Origin of the sequence: Pseudomonas sp. NFIX28 (assembly GCF_900107395.1) — a bacterium.
Lineage (GTDB): Bacteria > Pseudomonadota > Gammaproteobacteria > Pseudomonadales > Pseudomonadaceae > Aquipseudomonas.
This window is the reverse complement of the sequence record NZ_FNPW01000002.1, coordinates 189853-211619: the sequence shown is the minus strand read 5'-3', so window position 1 is coordinate 211619 and position 21767 is coordinate 189853. Positions and strand designations below refer to the sequence as shown.

Genomic DNA, 21767 nt, shown 5'->3' with positions numbered 1-21767 from the left:
AATCCATGGGCGGCCACCGTTCCAGCCAGCCAACCCTCCGTGGGGCCGAACCCTCTTTCTGATGACCGCCAAGCGCGCGCACAGTTCGACCGGGCCGCCTTACGGCCCTGCGGCCCGAACCGTGCGATGACTGACCGCGACCTGCCTTTCTACAACTTTAGCAACGGCTCCTGGAAACGCAGCAACCGCCCGGCATTGCCCAGCACCAGCAACGTGCTGAGGTTGTGCAGCACCGCCGCGATCATCGCCCCGGCGGCGCCGAGCCAGCCGAACGCGGCAAAGGCGACGATGGCCAGGGTCCAGCCCAGGCCGATGATCACGTTGACCTGCAAGGTCTGGCGGCATTGGCGGCTCAACCGCACGCAGGTGCCGAGGCGCCGCAGGTCGCTGCCGATCAGCACGATATCGGCCGATGCCAGGGCGATATCCGCCCCGCCCGCGCCCATCGCCACACCGACCACGCCGGCCTTGAGCGCCAGGGAGTCGTTGATCCCGTCGCCCACCACCATCGGCCGGAAACCGCTGTCGATTTCCCCCAGCACGCGCTTGAGTTTGTCTTCCGGCAGCGCCTGGGCTTCGACGTCGCCAATGCCCACATCCCGCGCCAGGCTGTCGGCCACGCTCTGGCGGTCGCCGGTGAGCAACAGCTGGCGCCCCAGCCCCAGTTCGCGCAACTCGTCGAGGGCAAAACGCGCTTCCGGCTTGACGCTGTCGGCCAGCAGCAGCCAGGCGAGAAATTCGCCGTTCAGCGCCAGCCCGGCTATCGGCCCGTCATGCTCGGGCACCGCCGTGGTGGCGATGCCCAGCTGGCTGAACAATTCGGGGCGCCCCAGGGCGGCTTCGCCCTGCGCGGTCTGCGCCACCACGCCGAGGCCCTGGCGCTCGCGAATATCCGACAGCACCAGGAAATGCTCCTGGGCCACCAGCCCGGCCAGCGCGCGGCTGACCGGGTGGCTGCTGGCCGAACCGAGGCTGGCCGCCAGGTTCAGCAAGGCCTGGCGGTCTTCGCGCGGGCTGTCGATGGATTGCAGGCGCAAGGTGCCGAAGGTCAGGGTGCCGGTCTTGTCCACCACCAGCGAGGTCAGGTCCGCCAGTTCCTCGAGAAACGCCGAGCTGCGAATCAGGATGCCGTGCCGCGCCGCCACGGCGATCCCGGCAATTGCCGTGGCCGGCGCGGACAGCACCAGCGCGCAGGGGCAGGCCGCCACCAGCACCGCGAGCATGGCCTGGGCATCGTTGGTGATAAACCAGGTCACCGCCGCCAGCAGCAATACCAGCACCATGTAGCTGCCGGCATAACGCTCGAGCAAACGGGTGATCGGCGGCTTGGAACGCTCGGCGCTTTGCATCAGCGCGATGACCTTGCCCAGGGTCGATTCGTGGCCGGTGCGGGTCACTTCCAGGCGCAACAGGCCGTCGAGGTTGATCGCCCCACCGAACACCTGCATGCCGACCCCGGCTTCCAGCGGCACCGACTCGCCGGTGATCGGCGCGGTGTCGAGGCTGGCCTGCCCGGACAGCACCAAACCGTCGGCGGGCACCCGGTCGCCGGCGCGCACTTCGACCACATCGCCGGCCTTGAGCGTGGCGTTGTCCACTTCCAGAATGCTGCCGTCGGCCTGCACCCGGCGCGCGTGGCTGCGGGTCAAGCGGCCCAGGGCATGAATGGCTTCCTGCGAGCCGATGACGCTGCGCTCTTCCAGCACGTGGCCAAAAATCATGATGATCGGCAACAGCGCCGCGGTCAGCAGGTCGCCCGTGGCCCAGGCGCCGAGCATGGCCAGGGCGATCAACTGGTCGGTGATGCCGTGCAGGCTCGGGTAGCGCAGGCTGTACCAGGCCGAACGCATCACCGGCAACGCCACCAGCAACGAGGCGAACCCCAGCAGCAACTGGCTGACGCCGGCCTGTTCCGGGGCCAGCCAACGCCAGGCCAGGCCCAGGCCGAGCAGCCCCAGCGCCAGCATGGCCAGGGTCAGCTGGCGCGCGGCGCTGCGTTGTTCGGTGGAGGTCAGCATGCTCGCCGGCGCGGCGGCATGGGTGTGAACAGTCATGGTTGGGCTCCCTGAATAATCAGGCGGGAATCGTCTTGGGGATTGACCGTGGTTACCGAGCCGGCCTGCCCCAGGATCTTCGGCAAGCGTTCACGGTAGATGCGCAGGAGCATTTGCGGGTCGGTGCCGTTGCGTTGCGCCTGGGCCAGGCCCTGGATGGTCGCGGTATCCGCCTGGGCCTTGGCCAGGCGTTCACCGGCCTGGGCGTGCGCCACCTGCAAGGTGCGGTCGGCCTGTTCGTTGGCGGTCTGCGTGAGTTTTTCGGCTTCGGTGCGAGCGTTGGCCACCGCCTTGTCGGCCTGCTGGCTGGCGGTCAGCACGGCGTTGAAGGCGCTGACGGCCGGCCCCGGCAAACTGGACTGCACGTCGACCCGCGCCACTTCGATGCCGATCCCCTGCCCGGTCGCCGCCAAGTCCGCCAGGCGCTGGTTGATGCCTTGCACCAGATCGCCGCGCAACCGTTCGCGACGCTCGGCGGCCTGGTTGTCGGCGCCGATCAGTTCCGGACGCGCCACCAGAATGGTGTCCAAATCCCGCGCGGCGGTCAGGGCCAGGGCACTGCGCGTCACCAGCCGATCCAGCGCCGGCAACACATGCTCGCCCTGCCGTACAAAGGCATACGGCTCGGTGACTTTGTAGAACACCCGCACATCCAGCTGCACCACCCCGGCGTCGCCCGTCAGCAAGTAACCGGAACCGGCCAGGGCGTCGCTAAGGGGCACGGCGAAAGTCGCCACCTTGTCGCCCTGCAAGGCCTCGGCCGAGCGCAGCAAGCTTTCCACCCGGCGCTCGATCACCCGGTCCGCGGCCGGCAGCAGCACCACCTGTTCGAACGGCTGCGGCCAGGCCAGCAACAAACCGGCATTCTGGATGCGGTCCAGCGCGCCGAAATGCAAAACCACCGCGCGATTCTGCGGATCGATCTGCCGCACATTGGAGAAGGCCCAGGCCAACGCCGCCAGCACGGTTACCGCATACAGGGCGAGAAACGCCAGGCGACCGGCCTGAATCCACGGGCTGGAAAATTCATGTGTTCCACGTGGAACCAAACTCATGGTTGCGACCCGGCGGCTTTATTGCCGAGGCTCGGCGGACCGTCCACCAACACCCGGAACGGCGCGGCGTCGGTGCGCAGAATCAGCTTGGTGCCTGGGGTCACCACGGTGCCCAAGGTGTCCAGCGAGCGCAGCAAGTTGTACAGCTGCGGCGATCCGGCATAGGCGCGACCGTAGATCTCCGCCGCCTGCACCCGCGATTGCGCTTCGATATCGGCGGCTTTCACCGTGGCATCAGCCTGGACGATGCGCGCGTCGCGCTCGGCGGCGGAACGGATTTGCGCCGCTTCGCGCTTGCCGATGGCCGTGCGTTCGGTGGCGATGGTTTCACGCTCGGCGCGCATGCGGTCGACAGTAGCGGTCAGGGTCACCGAAGGCAGCGTCAGGCGTTCCACGCCGACTTGCAGCACGCGCACGCCGTAAGTGCTCAGCAACTGCTGTTCGATCTGTTTGCGTAACTGGGCTTCGAAGTCGCCGATGCGCACCTTGCTGGCGTCGGTGTTCACCAGGTTGGCCAGGTCGAAACTGCTGGCGGTGGTTTCCAGGGCCGAGCCGACAAAGGTGCGGATCTGCCGCGCCGCTTCGTCCGGCTGGTTCTGCACCGCGCGCATGAAGCGCTTCACGTTGTCCGCATCGCCCTGCACCTGCCACGCCACATAGGCCTGGACGATGATGCGCAGGCCGTCGCGGGTGCCGACATCCTGCAAGCCGCTGGAGGTGGTGCGCAGGCGCAGGTCCACCGGAATCGCCGCCTCGAACGGGGCCGGCCAGCGCCAGCCAAGGCCCGGCTCCAGCAACACCCGCGCCGGGTCGCCGAAACGGGTAATCACCGTGGCTTCGCCGGAACGCACCTGCACCAGGCTCGCGGCGGCGACGGCGAACAGCACCAGCAACAGCGCCCAGGCCATGCGCCGCCAGGGAAAGGGCCCCGCCTCTTCCGGCGCGCCGTGATGGTGATGATGGTGGCCGTGATGGTGATGGCCGCCATGGCCGTGATCGTGGCCGGCGTGATCCTGATGATCGTGGGAATGGGACTGGCTCAATGGACGGCTCCTGGCTGAGCGGTGTTACCCGGCACCGAAGGCTCGGTCGGCAAAGTGAATGTACGCAGGTCGAGGGTCGGTGCATTGGCGCCGCCCAGGCGATGATCGAGCACCAGCAACTTGGCGTTGCGCAGGCCCTGGCTCAGTTGGCTCAGGTACTGCTCCAGCACGAACGCCTGGCCGGCGCTGGCATAGGCCTTTCGCTCGGCGGTGAAACGCAGGTCGGCCGCCTGCGCCGTGGCTCGCACTTCGTGGGCCGTGGCCTGGGCCTGGTCGCGGGCGACGCTGGCCTGCAATTGCGCCTGGTTGGTCTGCTCGCTGGCGGCGCCGCGCTCGCGGGAAATCAGCGCCTGGGCGCCGATCTGTGCGGCCTGGACCCCGTGAAAGGCATTGGCGGCGCCCGCCGGCGGGTGAATGGCTTCGACCACGGTGGCGAGAATCTCCACGCCGCTGTCGAGCTTTTCCAGGTCGGCCTGCACCGCGCGGCCGATATCCTCGGCCAGGCTGGTTCGGTCTTCGCCCAACAGGCCATCGAGGGTGCGCGAGGCGAAATCGTGGACCAGGATGCGGCTGGCGGTGCTGCGAATCAGCAAGGGAATGTCGGCGCTGTTGTAGGTCGCCGCCAGCGCCGCCCGATCGCTCAGGCCGATGCGATAGACAAAACGCACGTCCATGTTGACGACCTGGAAGCTCTGCTGGTCGGCGCTGCCGCTGGCAATCACCTGGGATTTGTCATTCACATGGCTGGCGTCCCACAAGCGGTTGGCCACCAGCGGTGGCGGCCCTTCGGCGGGTGCCGGCTCGACCACGCCGGGCGCTTCGCCGACGCTGGTGGCCAGTTCGTGCACCACGCCGTTCTCGACACTCAACACCCGCCCCAGCGGCCAGGGCAACCCGGCGTGCAAGCCCGGGCCGAAGACCGCCACCGGCTTGCCGAAACGCTCGTAGATGCCCCGCCCCTGCAGCGGCACCTCATGCAGGCCGGTGAGCAGCCAGCCCACGCCAAGCACCACCAGCAGCACCGGCAGGAAGGCCCGGCGCATGTAAGTGAAGGCCCAGACCTGGCGCAAATCGATGCCGAAGCGGTTGTGCAGTTCGTGCTGCAAGGCCAGCAAGGGTTGCGGCGGCCAGCGCAGCAGATCGGCGACCACGCTGTGGGCCAGCATGCGCGGCTCCAGTTGCGCGCGGCGCGGGCTGAACAGCGAAAGCACCGCGCGCAGCAGCAATTCCACGGCCACCAGCGCCGGCAATGCCCCGATCAGCACGCCCAGGCGCACCGGCCACAGCGCCGTGTCGCTGCTGAACAGCAGGCACAGCGCCGCCACTACCAGGCTGATGATTGTCACCCGCGCCAACTGCGCCAGTGCCGCGGCTTCCGGCCATTCGGCCGGGTGTTCCTGGTTCAGCTGGCGCTCGAACACCAGCAAGCCGAAAGCCAGCAACAGCGCCAGCACCGCGCCGACATTGCCCGCCAGGCCCAGGGCCGCGGCGGGCAGGCCGAGGTTCCACGCTTGCTCGACGGCCAACAGCACCAGCAAGGCCCAGCCGCCCAGCCACAAGGTCGGCGCGCCGATCTGCGCCAGCCACGCCGAGCAACGCCGGCCGATGCGGTCCAGCAGGCGTTCGTACCACCCCTCCTCGGGCAGCGGTTCATCCAGCATCGGCTGCAGGAACCCAGCCGCTTCGGGCAACCGCAATGCCTGCACGCGCCAGGCGCTGACCCAGCCCGCCGCCTGCAAACCAGCGACCAGCACCAGCAAGGCCGCCGCCAGATTGACCAGCAACGCCGGCCATAGCGATTGCGGAGCAAACAGCTCGACGAAAAACGCCACGACCAGCCCCACTGCGGCCAGCACCGCCAGCCCGATGCCCCAACGCTTCAGACGGCGTTCATGAAAGGCCGCCCGCTGGAACCTCGGCAAGGCTTCGAGCCCCGCCCCCTCAGCCTCTAGATCGACTTGCATACCACTCCAACGTTGCTCGTTAACCGATTGCGGCCTGTGGATAAGTTCCTGGCAGGCCGCGATAAATCGCCATAAATCGTTACGATATAACGATAGTAGTGAAATTTTCGTCGCCCACCTATGCCTTTATTTGCCATGGATGCGTCACAAAGCCAGGGAAAACCGGCACTGCGCTGATGCCAGCCCGCAAGATCTGTGGCCATAATCCGTGGCCCACCGAGTGACAAGGAACCGTCCAGCCATGCTTTCTATCTACCAGCTCAAACCGCGCTTCCAGAACCTGTTGCGGCCGACGGTCCAGCGCCTGTACGACAACGGCACCACGGCCAACCAGATCACCGTGCTGGCCGGGGTGATCTCGCTGCTGGTCGGCGCCCTGGTCGCCAGCTTCGCCAGCCACCTTTGGCTGTTTATCCTGATCCCGCTGTGGATGATCCTGCGCATGGCGCTGAACGCCATCGACGGCATGCTGGCCCGGGAGTTCGGCCAGCAATCGCGCCTGGGCGCCTACCTCAACGAATTGTGCGACGTGATTGCCGACAGCGCGCTGATCCTGCCTTTCGCGCTGATTGCCGGCGTCAGCCTGCCGCTGGTCCTGCTGGTCACGCTGCTGGCGCTGTTCAGCGAATACGCCGGGGTGCTGGGGCCGATGATCGGCGCCTCGCGCCGCTACGACGGGCCCATGGGCAAGAGCGACCGGGCGTTCGTGCTCGGCGTGCTGGCCACCGGCATCGCCCTGGGCTGGCTGAGCGCCGCCTGGATCAACGGCGTGCTGGCGGTGGTCGGCGCATTGCTGGTCTACACCTTGATCAACCGGGTGCGCCAGGGCCTGCTCGACGCCCAGCGGCAAGACGCCCGGCCACACCCCCTGCCGCAACAAGAAGTGCCGCAAAACGCCCCCTCAGAATAAGGAAGTTGCCATGCGCGAAGCGCTCCATCAGACCTTCACCACCCACGACGGCGTCGAGCTGTTCTACCGCCACTGGCCGGCCACCGCCGTTCCCTCGGACGCCCCGCGCCAGGCCGTGCTGCTGTTCCATCGCGGCCATGAACACTCGGCGCGCATCGCCCACCTGGTGGACGAGCTGGACCTGCCGGCCTTCGATTTCTTCGCCTGGGACGCCCGCGGCCACGGCCAGTCGCCGGGCGCCCGCGGCGACAGCCCGAGCTTCGCCACCAGCGTGCGCGACGTGCAGACCTTCTGCGACCACCTGCGGGCCAGCCACGGCATCGAAGAAGAGCACATGGCGGTGGTGGCCCAGAGCGTCGGCGCGGTGATCGCGTCCACCTGGGTCCATGACTACGCGCCGCGCATCCGCGCCCTGGTGCTGGCGTCGCCGGCGTTCAAGGTCAAGCTCTACGTGCCTTTCGCCCGCCCGGGCCTGGCGTTGATGCGGCGTTTTCGCGGCAACTTCTTCGTCAACAGCTACGTCAAGGCGCGCTTTCTCAGCCACGACCCGGCGCGCGTGGCCTCCTATGACAGCGACCCGCTGATCACCAAGGCGATCTCGGTGAACGTGCTGCTCGGCCTGTACGAAGCCGCCGAGCGCGTGGTGGCCGACGCCCAGGCGATCCAGGTGCCGACCCAGCTGCTGATCTCCGGCGCCGACTTCGTCGTCCATCGCCGCCCCCAGGAGCAGTTCTTCGAGCGCCTGGGCAGCCTGCACAAGGAAAAACACATCCTGCCGGGCTTCTTCCACGACACCCTCGGCGAGAAAGCCCGGGCCCCGGCCGTCGCCAGCGTGCGGCGGTTCATCCTGCAGAACTTCGCGCGGCCCCTAAGCCGCCCTTCCCTGCTCGACGCCGACCGCCTGGGCCTGACCTGCGCCGAGTCCGAGGCGCTGGCGGCGCCCCTGCCCCGCAACTCGCTGCGCGACCTTTACTGGCGCATGACCCGCGCCAGCATGCGCCTGGGCAGCCGGCTCTCGGCCGGGGTCAAGCTGGGCTTCGACACCGGTTTCGACTCCGGCAGCACTTTGGACTACGTGTATCGCAACCGCCCGACCGGCACCTCGGCCCTGGGCCGGATGATCGACCGCAACTACCTGGACTCCATCGGCTGGCGCGGCATTCGCCAGCGCAAGCTGCACGTGGAGGAACTGCTGCGCCTGGCCATGGAGAAGTTGCGCGCCGAACAACGCGAAGTGCGCATCGTCGACATTGCCGCCGGCCACGGGCGCTACATCCTCGAAGCCTTGCAGGGCGTCAGCCCGCTGCCGGAATCGATCCTGCTGCGCGACTACAGCGACATCAACGTGCGCGACGGTAGCGCGCTGATCGCCGAGAAAGGCCTGGGCGAGATTGCCCGCTTCGTCAAGGCCGACGCCTTCGACCGCAACGACCTCGCGGCCCTGGAGCCCAAGCCGACGCTGGCGGTGGTCTCCGGCCTGTACGAGCTGTTCGCCGACAACCAGATGGTCAGCGACTCCCTGGCCGGCCTGGCCGCCGCCGTGGAACCCGGCGGCTACCTGGTGTACACCGGGCAGCCGTGGCACCCGCAGCTGGAACTGATCGCCCGCGCCCTGACCAGCCACCGCGCGGGGCAGGCCTGGGTCATGCGGCGCCGGACCCAGGCCGAGATGGACCAACTGGTGGAAGCCGCGGGGTTCCGGCGGATTAGCCTGCGCGTGGATCAGTGGGGCATTTTCAGCGTGTCGCTGGCGCAGCGGGTGCAATGATGACCGCCGCCGCGACATACACCCGCGAGCCCGGCCTGCTGAAACCCGCGGTGCTCTGGCTGTTGCTGCTGGCGCCGCTGTTTTTCGGCACCTATGGCTTCGCCACCTGGGTGACGGCGCAGCGCGCCGAGGTCGGCAGCCTGGTGTTCGACTGGGAGCGGCAGATGCCGTTCTGGGCCTGGACCATCGTGCCCTATTGGTCGATCGACCTGCTGTACGGCTTTTCCCTGCTGCTGCCCAACAGCCGGCAAGAGCTCAAGCGCCACGCCCTGCGCCTGTTGAGCGCGCAAGTCATCGCGGTCAGTTGCTTTTTGCTCTGGCCGTTGCGCTTCACCTTCCAGCGGCCGGAGCTGGATGGCCTGTTCGGCTGGCTGTTCGACGTGCTGGCCGGCTTCGACAAGCCGTTCAACCAGGCGCCATCGCTGCACATCGCGCTGCTGGTGGTGCTGTGGGTCTGCTACGCGCGGCATGTCCAGGGCGCCTGGCGCTGGCTGGTGCACGGCTGGTTTGCGCTGATCGGCGTGTCGGTGCTGACCACTTATCAACATCACTTTATTGATGTGCCGACAGGCGCCCTGGCCGGCTGGCTGTGCGTCTGGCTGTGGCCGCTGGACCGCCCCGGGATGCTGCAGAACCTGCGCCTGGCTCGCGATCGCCAGCGCTGGCGCCTGGCGCTGCGCTACGCCGTGGGCGCCGCGGCATTCGCCGCCCCGGCCTTTATCTTCGGCGGGGCCTGGCTGTGGCTGTTGTGGCCGGCGGTGTCGCTGCTGCTGGTGGCGCTGAACTATGCCGTGTTCGATGCCAGGGGCTTCCAGAAAGGCGCGGACGGCCGCCTCGACAGCGCCGCGCGCTGGCTGCTGGCGCCGTATCTGGCGGCGGCCTGGCTCAATTCGCGGCTGTGGACACGCAAACATCCACAGCCGGGCGAGGTTGTGGATAACGTCTGGCTGGGGCGCGTGCCGACCCCGGGCGAATTGCAGGACAGCCGGTTCAGCGCGGTGCTCGACCTGTGCGCCGAGCTGTCCGTGGATGGCCGCCACCTGGCCTATCGCTGCGTGCCGGTGCTCGACCTGACCGCGCCCACCACCGCGCAATGCCGCGAGGCCGCGCACGCCATCGAAAGCCTGCGCGAGCACGCGCCGCTGCTGGTCTGCTGCGCCCTGGGTTATTCGCGCAGCGCCACCGCCGTGGCCGCGTGGCTGCTGCACAGCGGCCGTGCCGCCAGCGTCGACGCGGCCATCGTGCAGATCCGCCGCGCCTGCCCGCACATCGTCCTGCACGCCGCGCACCGCGAGGCCCTGGAGCCTTTATCCACAGCCCGGGGGAGCGTCCATGGCCACTGACATGCAACTGCACACCGTGGCCAGCCTGTTGCGCCGCGGGCATTCGCTGGACCTGTTATCCACAGGCCTGGCGCTGCTCGGCGCCCTGCTCGGCCTCGGCCAGTTTTTGCTCGGCGTGGCCGCTCCCTGGGCCATCGGCCTGAGCGTCGCCCTGCTGGTGCTGGGCGTGCTGCAAAAATACTGGGCGCTGCGGGTGGCCTTCGACGCCGAGCTGTTCCAGCGGGTGGCGGACAGCCCGCTGCCGCTGACCGAGCGCGGCGCCGAGCTGGACCAGGCGCTGAGCGCCCTGGGCCTGCAACCGGCGCATGCCGGCGGTCGCCCGTGGCCACAACGCAGCCGCGGCGCCCTCGGCCTGTTGCGTCGCCAGGCCTGGCTGCTGGCGGCGCAAGTGCTGCTGACACTGGGTTTCATCCTGGCCAGCCCCTGGCTGGTCGTCGCCGGATAAGGAATTCTCATGCTCGAACCCCTGGTCGCTACCCTCATTACTTCCGCCGCCCGCACCATCACCGGGGCGCGCAGCCTGTGGCTCGGCTGCGGGCCGGAAGCGGTGCAACGCATCTATTTCGCCAACCACAGCAGCCACGGCGACTTCGTGCTGCTCTGGGCCTCGCTGCCGCCCGCGCTGCGCAAGGTGACGCGGCCGGTGGCCGGCGCCGATTACTGGCAGACCCGCCCGCTGCGCCGCTACATCATCAACCGCGTGTTCAATGGCGTGCTGATCGACCGCGAGCGCAAGGAGCCTGTGGATAACCCCTTGCAGCCGATGCTCGACGCCCTGGCCAACGGCGATTCGCTGATCATCTTCCCCGAAGGCACGCGCAACCTGGAGGAGGAAGGCCTGCTGCCGTTCAAGAGCGGCCTGTACCACCTGGCGAAGAGTTATCCACAGGCCCAGCTGATCCCGGTGTGGATCGCCAACCTCAACCGCGTCATGCCCAAGGGCCGTTTCCTGCCATTGCCGCTGTTGTGCACCACCCGCTTCGGCGCGCCGCTGTCCCTGGAAGACGGCGAAAGCAAAGAGCATTTCCTCGAACGCAGCCGCGCAGCGCTGCTGGCCATGGCCCCGGAGCATTGAGATGGATAGGCAAACCCTAATGTTGTTCGGCGGGATCGGCGCGGTACTGGTGCTGGCCTCGCTGATCGGTTTTCTGCTGAAGCTGCGCAGCCGCGGCGCGCCGAACTCGGTGATCGACAACCTCAACGCGCGCATCAACGCCTGGTGGGTGATGGTGCTGGTGATCGGCATCGCCTTCTGGCTCGGCACCAGCGCGGTGATCCTGCTGTTCTACGCGGTGTCCTTCTACGCCCTGCGCGAGTTCCTGACGCTGATGCCGACCCGGCGCAGCGACTACCCGGCGCTGGTGGCGGCGTTCTACCTGGCGCTGCCCCTGCAATATTTGCTGATCTATTTCGACTGGTACGGGCTGTTCTCGATCTTCATCCCGGTCTATGTGTTCCTGCTGCTGCCGATCCTCGCCTCGCTCGGGGGCGACAGCACGCACTTCCTCGAGCGCGCCTCCAAGGTCCAGTGGGGGCTGATGATCGCGGTGTTCTGCGTGTCGTTCGTCCCGGCGCTGCTGACCCTGGACATCGCCGGCTACGAAGGCCGCAACCTGCTGCTGATCGCCTACCTGGTGATCGTGGTGCAGATGTCGGATGTGTTGCAGTACGTCTGTGGAAAACTCTTCGGCAAACGCAAGATCGCCCCGCGGCTGTCGCCGTCCAAGACGGTCGAAGGCTTTGTCGGCGGCATCCTCCTGGCCTCGCTGATCGGCGGCGCGCTGTGGTGGATTACCCCCTTCACCATTTGGCAGTCGTTCCTGATCGCCCTGCTGATCAACCTGCTGGGCTTCGCCGGCGGCATCGTCATGTCGGCGATCAAGCGCGACCGCGGGGTGAAGGACTGGGGCCACATGATCGAAGGCCACGGCGGCATGCTCGACCGCCTGGACTCGGTGTGCTTCGCCGCGCCGATCTTCTTCCACCTCGTGCGCTACTGGTGGACCTGAACACCTCCCTTCTTCTGTAGGAGCGAAGCTTGCTCGCGAAAGCCGCGAAGCGGCGTGCCGTCAACCGGCACGCGTCATCGTTGGCGATCTTTTCGCGAGCAAGCTTCGCTCCTACAAGGCAGATGCAATCGCCATGCGGGGTGCGATCGCGGGCTTGACCGGGGTTGCTTCGCGCGCTCATATTACGACCGTAATTTTTTGCTCGACTATCTTTGAAAGCCTTCTTTTCCGATTGCAGGGAGAACAGCCATGAGCAGCTACGACGTCGTCATCCTCGGTGGGGGTCCCGGTGGCTACAACGCCGCTATTCGCGCTGGCCAGCTGGGGCTCAAGGCCGCCTGCGTGGAGGGTCGCGCGACCCTCGGCGGCACTTGCCTGAACGTCGGCTGCATGCCGTCCAAGGCCTTGCTGCACGCCTCGGAGCTGTACGACGCGGCCATGGGCAAGGAATTCGCCGAGCTGGGCATCGAGGTCGAGCCCCGCCTCAACCTCGCCCAGATGATGAAACAGAAGGACGACAGCGTGGCGGGCCTGACCAAGGGCATCGAGTTCCTGTTCCGCAAGAACAAGGTCGACTGGATCAAGGGCTGGGGCCATATCGACGGCCCGGGCCAGGTCACGGTGACCGACAGCGCCGGCGGCAAGACCCGGTTGCAGGCCAGGGACATCGTGATCGCCACCGGCTCCGAGCCGACGCCACTGCCCGGGGTGGAGATCGACAATCGGCGCATCCTCGACTCCACCGGCGCGCTGTCTCTTGCCGAAGTGCCCAGGCACCTGGTGGTGATCGGCGCCGGGGTGATCGGCCTGGAGCTGGGCTCGGTATGGCGGCGCCTGGGGGCCCAGGTGACGGTGATCGAATACCTGGACCGCATCTGCCCCGGCGTCGATGGCGAGGCGGGCAAGACCCTGCAACGCGCCCTGGCCAAGCAGGGGATCGCCTTCAGGCTCGGCACCAAGGTCAATAGCGCCAGCACCTCGGAGCACGGCGTGCAGCTGAGCGTCGAACCGGCGGCGGGCGGCGCCCTGGAACTGCTGGAAGCCGACTATGTGCTGGTGGCTATCGGCCGCCGGCCCTATACCCGGGGCCTGGGCCTGGAGAACGTCGGCCTGGACACCGATTCGCGCGGCATGCTCGCCAACCAGCGGCACCGCACCGCGGCCGCCGGCGTGTGGGTGATTGGCGACGTCACCTCCGGGCCGATGCTCGCCCACAAGGCCGAGGACGAGGCCATGGCCTGTATCGAGCAGATCGCCGGCAAGGCCGCCGAAGTGAATTACAACCTGATCCCCAGCGTGATCTACACCCGGCCGGAGCTGGCCAGCGTCGGCAAGACCGAAGAGCAGCTCAAGGCCGAGGGCCGGGCCTACAAGGCCGGCAAGTTCCCCTTCACGGCCAACAGCCGGGCCAAGATCAACCACGAGACCGAAGGTTTCGCCAAGGTCCTGGCGGACGCGCAGACCGACGAGATCCTCGGCGTGCATCTGGTAGGCCCGAGCGTCAGCGAAATGATCGGCGAATATTGCGTGGCCATGGAGTTCTCCGCCTCGGCCGAAGACATCGCCCTGACCTGCCACCCCCACCCGACCCGCTCCGAGGCCCTGCGCCAGGCCGCCATGGATGTCGAAGGGATGGCAACGCAGATGTAGCCCCGCTGCCGCGCCCTGTAGCCGCTGCCGCAGGCTGCGATCGCGACCGCAGGGCGCGCGCAAGGCCGCAAGATCGCCGAAGGCCTGCGGCCTTATCGCAGCCTTCGGCAGCGGCTACAAAAAACCGCGCCAGGCGTCGTTCCGCGAATTGCCCCTTCATCATTCCAGCAACCCCACCCCAGCCAACATTCACGGCCCCTGTAGCCGCTGCCGCAGGCTGCGATCGCGACCGCAGGGCGCGCAAGGATCTCAAGATCGCCAAAGATCTTCGGCAACGGCTCCAAACCGCGTCACGCCGGCAGATGCCCCAGCGGCAGCGCGCCCGGGGTTTTCACTGTGTGGATCGCGAAGTTGCTGCGGATATCGCTGACGCCCGGCAGTTTCAACAGGCTGCCGGTAAGGAAGCGGTCGTAGGCGCGCAGGTCCGGCACCACCACCTGCAGCAGAAAGTCCGACTCGCCAGACACCAGGAACGCCGAAAGCACCTCCGGCAGCGCCGTCACCGCGCGGTGGAAGGCTTCGGAATGCTCATCGGTGTGCCGCTCAACCTTGACCCCGACGAAGACCGTCAGCCCCAGGCCCACTTCATCGCGGTCGAGGTTGGCCTGGTAGCCGCGAATCACCCCGGCCTCTTCCAGCATCCGAACCCGGCGCAGGCAGGGTGAAGGCGACAGGCCGATTTCCTCCGCCAATTGCACATTGCTCAGGCGCCCGTCGCGCTGCAGCGCGGCGAGAATCTTGCGGTCGTAGGCGTCCAGTTTCATTTTTGGCATTTTCCGATAGTCACTCCAGGTCCAGGTGGAAGATTATGCCAATTTCCGCCTGCATGCTGGCTGACTACGCAAGCACCTGCCCTGCCCTTCGGCCCTAGACTCTGGTTACCGAATCGACAACGAAAGGGGGTGGCAAGGTGACGCAACTGTGGATGTTTTTCCTGGCATTGGCGGTGGTCTATCTGCTGCCCGGTCCCGATATGATCCTCCTGCTGCAAACCGGCGCCCGCCAGGGCAAGGGCCTGGCGCTGGCCACCGCGGTGGGCCTGGCGATTGCCCGGGGCTGCCATGTGGCCTTGGCGGCGCTGGGCCTGGCTACCCTGTTCAAGGCCGCGCCCTGGACCTTCGAGGTGGTGCGCCTGGGCGGCGCCGCGTACCTGCTGTGGCTCGGCGTGCAGTGTTTGCGCTCGAACATGCTGCCCAGCCTGCACAGCGACCAGGCCGCGAGCGCATTGCGCTGGCGCGAAGCGATCCGCCGCGGCCTGCTGACCAACCTGCTCAACCCCAAGGCGCTGCTGTTCTGCTCGGTGCTGCTGCCGCAGTTCGTCGACCCGCAGGCCGGCCCCGTGGCCGTGCAATTCGCCAGCCTGGGCCTGCTGCTGGTGCTGGTGGGGTTGCTGTTCGACAGCGTCTACGCCCTGGCCGGCGCCTGGATCGGCCGCTGGCTCGCACATAGCCGCACCGCCCAGCGGGCCCAGCAATGGTTGTTCGGCAGCCTGCTGATCGGCTTCGCCGTGCGCCTGACCTTCGTGCAACAGGCCTGAGGCAGGCCCGTAGCCGCTGCCGCAGGCTGCGATCGCGGCCGCAGGGCGCGCAAGACCTCAAGATCGCCGAAGGCCTGCGGCCTTATCGTCCGAACGCGGCCCGAGCCTTCGGCAGCGGCTACAAAAAACCGCGCCAGGCGTCATTTCGCAAACTGCCCCTTCGTCATTCCCGCAAAATCCACCCTTGCCCAACATTCACGCAGCCCCTGTAGCCGCTGCCGCAGGCTGCGATCGCGGCCGAAGGACGCGCAGGGTCGCAAGATCGCCGAAGGCCTGCGGCCTTATCGCCGCCTTCGGCAGCGGCTATAGGCCGGTTCAGGCCGGTTTGCGGGCGATGATGACTTGGCTCTTGGCGACCACGGCGTCCAGCGCGTGCTTGATCTGCACCCCGCGCGGCGAGTTGAGGATGGTCTGCCAGGTCTTCGCCCACTGGTCGAGCAACGGGTGGTCGGGGTTGCTGAATTCGACCTTGGCTTCCCAGAACAACAGCATCCACAGCGACCAATAGAAGCCGTACTGGCTGTGGCTGAGCACCTCCAGCCCGGCGTCGCTGACCATCTGCTTGAACTGCTCCTCGCTGATGATGCGGATATGGTTGGGCTTCTGGAAATACTCCGGCGCGGCGATGTCCTTTTGCAGGTCCTCGGAGCTCGGGTGCGGCACGCTCAGCAGGTACAGCGCGCCCGGCTGGCCGACCCGCACCAGCTCGGACAGGAACTGCGCCGGGTCGTCCACATGCTCGATGACCTCGGTGGACACCACGCGGCTGGCGGTGCCGTCGGCGATCGGCAGCGGGTTGCAGTCGGTGACATGGCATTCGACGCCGCGGGCCGGGGTATCGCTCAGCCGCTGGCGCGTCGCCTCGACCTTGGCCGCATCGATGTCGGCAATGATGATCCTCGCCCCGCGCATCGCGCAGTAATGCACGTTGCCCCCGTCACCACAGCCGACATCCAGCAGGGTGTCCTCGGCCGTCACCGGAAAACCGCTGAACAGTTCGCCGTTTTCCTGGTTGAACCAGCCACTGAGCATGGCGTCCTGCAGGCCCAGCATGTACGGGTCGACCTTGGCCGGCGGCGGTGCGTCAGGCGTTACGGCCGCAGGAGCGCTCGCCGTGAGTTTTTTCAGAAGGCTCAGCATGAAGTGACTCCAGTGGAGGGAACGGGAGAACGGGATGTGCCCAGGCGTTGCACCAGCTCGGCACCGCGGTTGCGCAGGGGCAATTCGATGACACGGTAGTTGAGTTCGCTCAGCAACAGCAGCAGGCCCACGGCGCAGGCCAGCGCCAGCAGCGGCTGGTCATTCAGCCCGTCCGCCCCATGGGGCGCCAGGCGGAACCAGGCTTCGCGGACCAGCAGAAACACCGGGACATGAATCAGGTAGATCCCGTAGGAACGGCTGCCGACCCAGGCCAGCAGGCTTTTCAGCCGGCCGCGGGGCAACAGGTAATCGCGGTTATAGGACGCGATCCACACCAACAGCGCGCAGAGCACCGCCAGGGCGCCAACCCGGTAACGGGTGACATTGAAACCATCGGTAGCCAACCAGCCCAGGCCCAGGCAGGACAGGATCAACAGCAGCGGGCCGAGCCCCGGATACCGTCCCAGCCACTTCGGTTCCCAGTGCCGGTAGCTGCCGCGGGCCGTCCACAGCGCCAGCAGCACGCCCAGGGCCATGGCGTCGGTGCGGATGACCATCAGCAGCGCCGAGCGCGTGGTCAGGAGTTGCACGAGCACCAGCGCCAGCAACACCCAGGCCAGGTATTTGCGGCACAGCAGCACCAGCACCGGCAGCAGCAGGTAGAACTGCTCCTCCAGCGACAGGCTCCAGTAGACGAAGCTGGCGCCGTATTCGTAATGGAAAAAACTGTCGGCAAAACGCAAGTTGGCAAATTGCAGCAAGCCGGCCAGGGTTGCCCACAGGTTGGCGTGCAGGCTGCCGAACGCTCCGGAACGATTGAGGAACAGGCTCGCCAGCAACATCAGCAGCAGCCATAACCACGCCGAAGGCAACAGGCGGAAGGCGCGGCGAATCCAGAAGTCGCGGGTCCGCTGCCAGAACTGCGCAGTGCTGGTGCAAGCGCGCAGTTGCGGGATCAGGCTGCGGGCGATGACAAAGCCGGAGATGGCGAAGAACAGGTCCACGCCCCACCAGAATTGCCCGTAGGCGGCGATGTCGCCCAGCCAGCCGACCCCGTCGCGAAACAGACTGCCTTGCAGATGATGGAACACCACCCCCAGCACCGCGAGGCCACGCAGCAGCTCGATGTCCATGATCCGCTTGTCGTTCAAGAGGCCGCGGCCCCTGCGCCGGAAAGCGGCTTGCGGGCGATGATGACCTGGCTTTTCGGCATGAAGCCGTCCAGCACCTGCTTGATCGCCAGCCCGTCGGGTTGCGCCAGCAGTTCATCCCAGGCCCGCGCCCAGCCTTCCATCAGCGCCGGGTAAGGCGCCTGGATGCGGTCGCGCACGGCGCCCGGCGGCTCGCGCCCGGCGGCCCGTTCGCTGGCCCAGAAGAAGATCATGCCCATGACCCAGAAAAAGCCCGTGGCCTGGCGGTGTTCGATGACCAGGCCGGCGTCCTCGATCATCTGGCCAAAGCCCTCGCGGGAAAATATCTGCACATGGTTCGGCGCGCGGTAATAGCCAGGCGGCGCGATGCCCTTCTGCAAATGCTCGCCCACCGGGTCCGGAACGCTGATCAAGTACTGCGCGCCGGGGCGGCCCATGCGCACCAGCTCGGCGAGAAACGGCTCGGGCTGCTCGATGTGCTCCAGCACCTCCATGCACACCACTTTGCTCGCGCAGCCCTGGGCCAGCGGCAGCGGCAAGCTGTTGCTGACCAGTCCCAGGGCGGGCACGTGCGATTGCTCGGCGACTTGCCGGGCCAGCTCGCGCACCTTGTCGAACTCGCTGTCGGTGAAAATCACCGAGGCGCCCTGGCGCATGGCGAACAGCGTCGCCACGCCCTCGCCGCAGCCGACATCGAGCAGGGTGTCCTCGGCGGTGATGGCAAAGCCCTTGAGCAGCTCGCCGGTTTCGGAGCGGAACCAGCCATCGAGCATGGCGTCGCGCAAGCCGCAATCGCGGGGAGAAACCGCCGGCCTCGGCGGCTCGGCCAGCACCGGCGAAGGCAATGCCGCGCCCCTGCGCAAACGCCGCAGAAACGCCCGCATCACGCGGGCAGCCCAGGTGCGGCGAGCGCCTTGCGCTGCTCCAGCACCTGCTCGAAGAACTCGCCCAGGCGCTGTTCGGCCGTGGCCTGGCTACAGAAGCGCCGCAGGCTTTCGATGGCCTGGGTCGACATCCGGGCATAACGCTCCGGGTCCTGGCAGGCGACGTCGTAGCTGGCGCGATAGGCCGAGCACAGCGAATCCCAGTTGGTGATGTAGCGCAGGGTGCGGTAGGCGGCCCGGGGGTCGTGGGGCCAGGCGGTCAGCTCGTCGGTGGAGTCGACGATGAAGGTGTTGCCGTGGTCGATGTAGTCGGCCATCGCGGTGTTGCACGGCGCCACCGCCGGCTTGCCGCAGGACATGAACTCCATCAGCGGCAGGCACTGCCCTTCGCCGAACGAGGAATTGACCACGTAACTGGTGGCCTCCACCAGCCGCTCGTAGTCCGGGTCGGCCAAAAAGCCGTGGATCAGCACGATCCGGCACTGGTAGGACTGGTTTTTGTAGAGGTGATGCAGCATGTCGGCCAGCGCGTTGCCGATGTCGTGGTGGGTCAGTTTCAGCACCAGCGTGGCGTCGGCACAGTCGCGAAAGGTGGTGCAGAACGCGCTGATCATGTCCTGCCAGTTCTTGCGCCCGTCGTAGGGGTTGAACACCGAGGTGTAGATCACCCCATCGAGCAGTAGCTGGCAATCGCGGGGCGCGGTATCGAGCGCCAGCGGCGTGCCTTCGCGCTGCGAGCCCGGGCCGTAGGCGTCCAGGTCCAGGGTCCGGCTGTCGAGCAGCAGGCCATGCAGGTTGAGGGTCACCCGCGACGCCCGCGCCTGCTTGCCCAATTGCTCGCCACGGTGGGCGAAGCGATCCCAGACCGGGGCCGCAATCGCGCAGATCGGATAGTCCTCGCCCATCGCATCGCGCACCGCTTGCACGGTAAAGCTGGAATGGGTGATCGCCGCGCCCGCGCGGCCCAAAACCAGGCGCCAGTCATGCCGCGGCTCGCCCTGCCAGCTTTCGGTGGGAATGGTGCTGAACTCCCAGGCAAACACCGGGATGGTCGGACAGGCGTAATGGTTGGGCGTGCGATGGGGTGGGGAGAACGACAGGAAGATGCACGCCTCGCCGCGGCTCTGGCAGTCGAAATACAGGCGGTCCACCTGCTCGTCGGGGTGGCTGACTTCCACCACCTGGCCCAGGCGTTCCAGCACCGGCCGGAATTCCTTGAGCACAAAGTAATAACTGTATTCGGGACGCCCCAGGTTCTGCTGGATGTTGCTCTTGTTGGTTTCCGAATGGATGAGGATCAGCATCAGGCATTCCCCGCCACAGCCAGGGAAGACGCGCCGTCGATCTCGCTCGCAGGAGGCAGTTCGAAAAAGTCCCGCAGGCGCCCCTGCACGCTGGCGAAGCTGCTGTATTGCTGCATGCGCCGGGCCGCGGCCAGGGACATCGACTGGTACCCCGCGGGGTTTTCCTTGGCCATGCGGTAACTGTCCTGGTAGGCGGTTTTCAACGATCCCCAATCCGGGCGATGGCGCAGGGTCCTGAACAGGATGCGCGAGTCCTGCGGCCAGATCGCCGGCTCCTGGCTGGAGGCGACGACGAAGGCCACCTCCTCGTCGATGTAATCGAGCATGGCCGTATGCCGTGGCGCGATCACCGGTTTGCCGCAGGCCATGAACTCCATCAGCGGCAGGCACAGGCCTTCGCAGCGCGAGGCGTTGACGTAGAAACTGGCCGCGCCGTAGAGCCTGGCGAATTCCTCGTCGTCCAGGTAGCCGTGCATGGCCACCACCCGGCAGCTGAACGGTGACAGCTGCGACAGCAGGGTCAGCATCTCGACGTAATAGGTCGACAGGTCGTTCTGGGTCATCTTCAACACCAGGGTGGCGTCTTCGACGTCGCGCATCGCCCAGCAGAACGCGGTGATCAACTGATGCCAGTTCTTGCGGCCGTCGTCGGGGTTGAACACGCTGACATAGACCACGCCCTCGACCTGGAACTGCACTTGCTGGTCGGTGGCCGGGAGGCTGGCCTGGGGGCGTTCCGGTTCAGGCGCGGGCTGCGGCGGGACGACAGGCAACGCCTTGTCCGGCCTGGACTTGGCCATCAGCGCCCGCAGGCGCTCGGGCACCTGGTCGCGCAGGCCCTCGCGATAGCATTGGCGAACATAGTGCTTGCTGATGAACAGCGGCCGGCGCCATTCGCCGCCGACCAGCGCCCGCAACCATTCGCGCAGGTAGTGCTTGGCGATGAACAGCCGGCGCCCGGCTGTCAGCGGCGGAGCCTCGACGACTTCAACTTCGACCGCGACTGGCGCGGCGGGCGGCGTTTCCTGCGGCACCGGGGCGATCAGGCCGTCGGCGGAAAGCCCGAGTATCCGGCTGTCGATGATGCAGCCGTTGACGTGCAAAGCCGTGCCGGGGTTGACCGCCACGTTGGGGAATTGCGCCCGGACGCCGTCGAAGCGCTCCCACAACGGGGTCGGCAGCACCAACACCGGAAACTGTTCACCCAGCGCCCGACGCACCGCATCGGCCGTATGACTGGACAAGGTGATCACCCGGCCATGGCGGCCGAGGACGCGGCTCCAGTCCTGGCGCGGGTCGTCGTCCCAGTATTCGCAGGGGATCGAGTCGAACTCCCAGGCCACCACGCACACGGTCGGGCAGTCCAGGTCGAAGAGGGTTTTCTGGGGTGGGGTGAACGAAAGGAACAGGCAGTCTTCGCCCTTGAGCCGCAGCTCGTGGTACAGCCGGTCGACCTCGTCCGGTGCCTGCACCACGTGAACCCGCCCAAGGCTTTCCAGCACCGGGCGATAAGCCTTGAGCACGAAGTAATAGCTGTATTCCGGACGCCCGAGGCTCTGGCTGATGGAGCCGTCGTTGACATCCGAATAAAGAATGAAATTCATGGCATCTCACGATGAAGCCGCCGTCCTGGCACTTCACACAATGACGGTAGAGCCATGGCGCCACGCCTGTGTCGAAGGGCGCGCGTCCATCGTCCTCATGCCCGTCTACGTTCTTGTTCTATTGGTCAGTTATGCATGGCTCCGAGACAGCCACTCTGATCGCTTTGGGGTCGAGACGAGGGGCATTCTAAACACATCCTCTGAAGATTCGGGAACCTCCCCGCAAGATTTTTCCTATGCTGAAAAACGAGAACTTACCGGTCACGGTAGGACCTGTTGAAATTCCAACTCAATTGGCACAGATTGAGCGCCAAACAACTACAACAAACTTCGTCAATAAGAACATTCTTC

Annotated in this window: 18 protein-coding genes; 8 read left to right on the top strand and 10 right to left on the bottom strand. The window is 66.7% G+C overall.

The features are described 5' to 3' along the window. Positions 1–149 precede the first annotated feature (149 nt). The 4 genes from BLV20_RS04405 to hflK (BLV20_RS04390) are packed head-to-tail and all read right to left on the bottom strand — an operon-like array spanning position 150 to position 6116. Entirely contained in the window at positions 150–2054 is a 1905-nt protein-coding gene (locus BLV20_RS04405) for a cation-translocating P-type ATPase (RefSeq protein WP_092297528.1), read from the bottom strand. Further along, positions 2051–3109, bottom strand: coding sequence for a protease modulator HflK (gene hflK / locus BLV20_RS04400; RefSeq protein WP_092297525.1), 1059 nt, complete (start codon positions 3107–3109; stop codon positions 2051–2053). The genes BLV20_RS04405 and hflK (BLV20_RS04400) overlap by 4 nt, the downstream gene beginning before the upstream one ends. Next, entirely contained in the window at positions 3106–4152 is a 1047-nt protein-coding gene (gene hflC / locus BLV20_RS04395) for a protease modulator HflC (protein WP_092297521.1), read from the bottom strand. The genes hflK (BLV20_RS04400) and hflC overlap by 4 nt, the downstream gene beginning before the upstream one ends. Then, complete coding sequence (gene hflK / locus BLV20_RS04390; RefSeq protein WP_092297518.1) at positions 4149–6116, bottom strand: protease modulator HflK; 1968 nt, start codon at positions 6114–6116, stop codon at positions 4149–4151. The genes hflC and hflK (BLV20_RS04390) overlap by 4 nt, the downstream gene beginning before the upstream one ends. 241 nt (positions 6117–6357) lie before the next feature. On the opposite strand from hflK (BLV20_RS04390), the gene BLV20_RS04385 reads away from it, so the two are divergent. The 7 genes from BLV20_RS04385 to lpdA all read left to right on the top strand — a co-directional run bounded on the left by BLV20_RS04385 (position 6358) and on the right by lpdA (position 13796). Then, positions 6358–7026: a CDP-alcohol phosphatidyltransferase family protein gene (locus tag BLV20_RS04385; protein WP_092297515.1), complete on the top strand. Its 669-nt coding sequence runs from the start codon at positions 6358–6360 to the stop codon at positions 7024–7026. Positions 7027–7036: 10 nt separating this feature from the next. Continuing rightward, positions 7037–8794, top strand: coding sequence for a bifunctional alpha/beta hydrolase/class I SAM-dependent methyltransferase (locus BLV20_RS04380; RefSeq protein WP_092297512.1), 1758 nt, complete (start codon positions 7037–7039; stop codon positions 8792–8794). After that, positions 8794–10137, top strand: a complete 1344-nt coding sequence (locus BLV20_RS04375) for a phosphatase PAP2/dual specificity phosphatase family protein (protein ID WP_092298482.1) — start codon at positions 8794–8796, stop codon at positions 10135–10137. Before BLV20_RS04380 ends, BLV20_RS04375 begins: the two co-directional genes overlap by 1 nt. Further along, positions 10127–10582: a hypothetical protein gene (locus BLV20_RS04370; RefSeq protein ID WP_092297509.1), complete on the top strand. Its 456-nt coding sequence runs from the start codon at positions 10127–10129 to the stop codon at positions 10580–10582. The genes BLV20_RS04375 and BLV20_RS04370 overlap by 11 nt, the downstream gene beginning before the upstream one ends. A 9-nt stretch (positions 10583–10591) precedes the next feature. Then, positions 10592–11212, top strand: coding sequence for a lysophospholipid acyltransferase family protein (locus BLV20_RS04365; RefSeq protein WP_092297506.1), 621 nt, complete (start codon positions 10592–10594; stop codon positions 11210–11212). A gap of 1 nt (position 11213) precedes the next feature. Beyond that, positions 11214–12146 (top strand): phosphatidate cytidylyltransferase, encoded by a 933-nt coding sequence (locus BLV20_RS04360; protein ID WP_092297503.1) that lies wholly within the window; start codon positions 11214–11216, stop codon positions 12144–12146. A gap of 249 nt (positions 12147–12395) precedes the next feature. Continuing rightward, positions 12396–13796, top strand: coding sequence for a dihydrolipoyl dehydrogenase (lpdA, locus tag BLV20_RS04355; protein WP_092297500.1), 1401 nt, complete (start codon positions 12396–12398; stop codon positions 13794–13796). A gap of 290 nt (positions 13797–14086) precedes the next feature. Here the strand turns inward: lpdA and BLV20_RS04350 are convergent, their stop codons facing one another. Then, positions 14087–14560 carry an Lrp/AsnC family transcriptional regulator gene (locus BLV20_RS04350; RefSeq protein ID WP_009041428.1) on the bottom strand — a complete coding sequence of 158 codons (474 nt, stop codon included), beginning with the start codon at positions 14558–14560 and terminating at the stop codon, positions 14087–14089. A 146-nt stretch (positions 14561–14706) separates the two neighbouring features. Here BLV20_RS04350 and BLV20_RS04345 point away from each other — a divergent pair, with 146 nt between their 5' ends. Continuing rightward, positions 14707–15333, top strand: a complete 627-nt coding sequence (locus BLV20_RS04345; protein ID WP_092297497.1) for a LysE family translocator — start codon at positions 14707–14709, stop codon at positions 15331–15333. 315 nt (positions 15334–15648) lie between these two features. Here the strand turns inward: BLV20_RS04345 and BLV20_RS04340 are convergent, their stop codons facing one another. The 5 genes from BLV20_RS04340 to BLV20_RS04320 are packed head-to-tail and all read right to left on the bottom strand — an operon-like array spanning position 15649 to position 21416. Continuing rightward, complete coding sequence (locus BLV20_RS04340; RefSeq protein ID WP_092297494.1) at positions 15649–16473, bottom strand: class I SAM-dependent methyltransferase; 825 nt, start codon at positions 16471–16473, stop codon at positions 15649–15651. Further along, entirely contained in the window at positions 16467–17624 is a 1158-nt protein-coding gene (locus BLV20_RS04335) for an acyltransferase family protein (RefSeq protein ID WP_092297492.1), read from the bottom strand. The genes BLV20_RS04340 and BLV20_RS04335 overlap by 7 nt, the downstream gene beginning before the upstream one ends. After that, positions 17621–18508 carry a class I SAM-dependent methyltransferase gene (locus tag BLV20_RS04330; RefSeq protein WP_092297489.1) on the bottom strand — a complete coding sequence of 296 codons (888 nt, stop codon included), beginning with the start codon at positions 18506–18508 and terminating at the stop codon, positions 17621–17623. The genes BLV20_RS04335 and BLV20_RS04330 overlap by 4 nt, the downstream gene beginning before the upstream one ends. Then, positions 18508–19812 (bottom strand): glycosyltransferase, encoded by a 1305-nt coding sequence (locus tag BLV20_RS04325; RefSeq protein WP_092297486.1) that lies wholly within the window; start codon positions 19810–19812, stop codon positions 18508–18510. Before BLV20_RS04325 ends, BLV20_RS04330 begins: the two co-directional genes overlap by 1 nt. Further along, a complete protein-coding gene (locus BLV20_RS04320; RefSeq protein ID WP_092297483.1) occupies positions 19812–21416 on the bottom strand; it encodes a glycosyltransferase in 1605 nt (534 codons plus the stop codon). Before BLV20_RS04320 ends, BLV20_RS04325 begins: the two co-directional genes overlap by 1 nt. Between the last annotated feature and the right edge of the window lie 351 nt (positions 21417–21767).

Excerpts from the sequence above, each read along its gene's own strand:
- BLV20_RS04405 (WP_092297528.1), bottom strand. The coding sequence starts at position 2,054 with ATGACTGTTCACACCCATGCCGCCGCGCCGGCGAGCATGCTGACCTCC.
- hflK (WP_092297525.1), bottom strand. The coding sequence starts at position 3,109 with ATGAGTTTGGTTCCACGTGGAACACATGAATTTTCCAGCCCGTGGATT.
- hflK (WP_092297518.1), bottom strand. The coding sequence starts at position 6,116 with ATGCAAGTCGATCTAGAGGCTGAGGGGGCGGGGCTCGAAGCCTTGCCG.
- BLV20_RS04385 (WP_092297515.1), top strand. The coding sequence starts at position 6,358 with ATGCTTTCTATCTACCAGCTCAAACCGCGCTTCCAGAACCTGTTGCGG.
- BLV20_RS04380 (WP_092297512.1), top strand. The coding sequence starts at position 7,037 with ATGCGCGAAGCGCTCCATCAGACCTTCACCACCCACGACGGCGTCGAG.
- BLV20_RS04375 (WP_092298482.1), top strand. The coding sequence starts at position 8,794 with ATGACCGCCGCCGCGACATACACCCGCGAGCCCGGCCTGCTGAAACCC.
- BLV20_RS04370 (WP_092297509.1), top strand. The coding sequence starts at position 10,127 with ATGGCCACTGACATGCAACTGCACACCGTGGCCAGCCTGTTGCGCCGC.
- BLV20_RS04365 (WP_092297506.1), top strand. The coding sequence starts at position 10,592 with ATGCTCGAACCCCTGGTCGCTACCCTCATTACTTCCGCCGCCCGCACC.
- BLV20_RS04360 (WP_092297503.1), top strand. The coding sequence starts at position 11,214 with ATGGATAGGCAAACCCTAATGTTGTTCGGCGGGATCGGCGCGGTACTG.
- lpdA (WP_092297500.1), top strand. The coding sequence starts at position 12,396 with ATGAGCAGCTACGACGTCGTCATCCTCGGTGGGGGTCCCGGTGGCTAC.
- BLV20_RS04350 (WP_009041428.1), bottom strand. The coding sequence starts at position 14,560 with ATGAAACTGGACGCCTACGACCGCAAGATTCTCGCCGCGCTGCAGCGC.
- BLV20_RS04340 (WP_092297494.1), bottom strand. The coding sequence starts at position 16,473 with ATGCTGAGCCTTCTGAAAAAACTCACGGCGAGCGCTCCTGCGGCCGTA.
- BLV20_RS04330 (WP_092297489.1), bottom strand. The coding sequence starts at position 18,508 with ATGCGGGCGTTTCTGCGGCGTTTGCGCAGGGGCGCGGCATTGCCTTCG.
- BLV20_RS04325 (WP_092297486.1), bottom strand. The coding sequence starts at position 19,812 with ATGCTGATCCTCATCCATTCGGAAACCAACAAGAGCAACATCCAGCAG.
- BLV20_RS04320 (WP_092297483.1), bottom strand. The coding sequence starts at position 21,416 with ATGAATTTCATTCTTTATTCGGATGTCAACGACGGCTCCATCAGCCAG.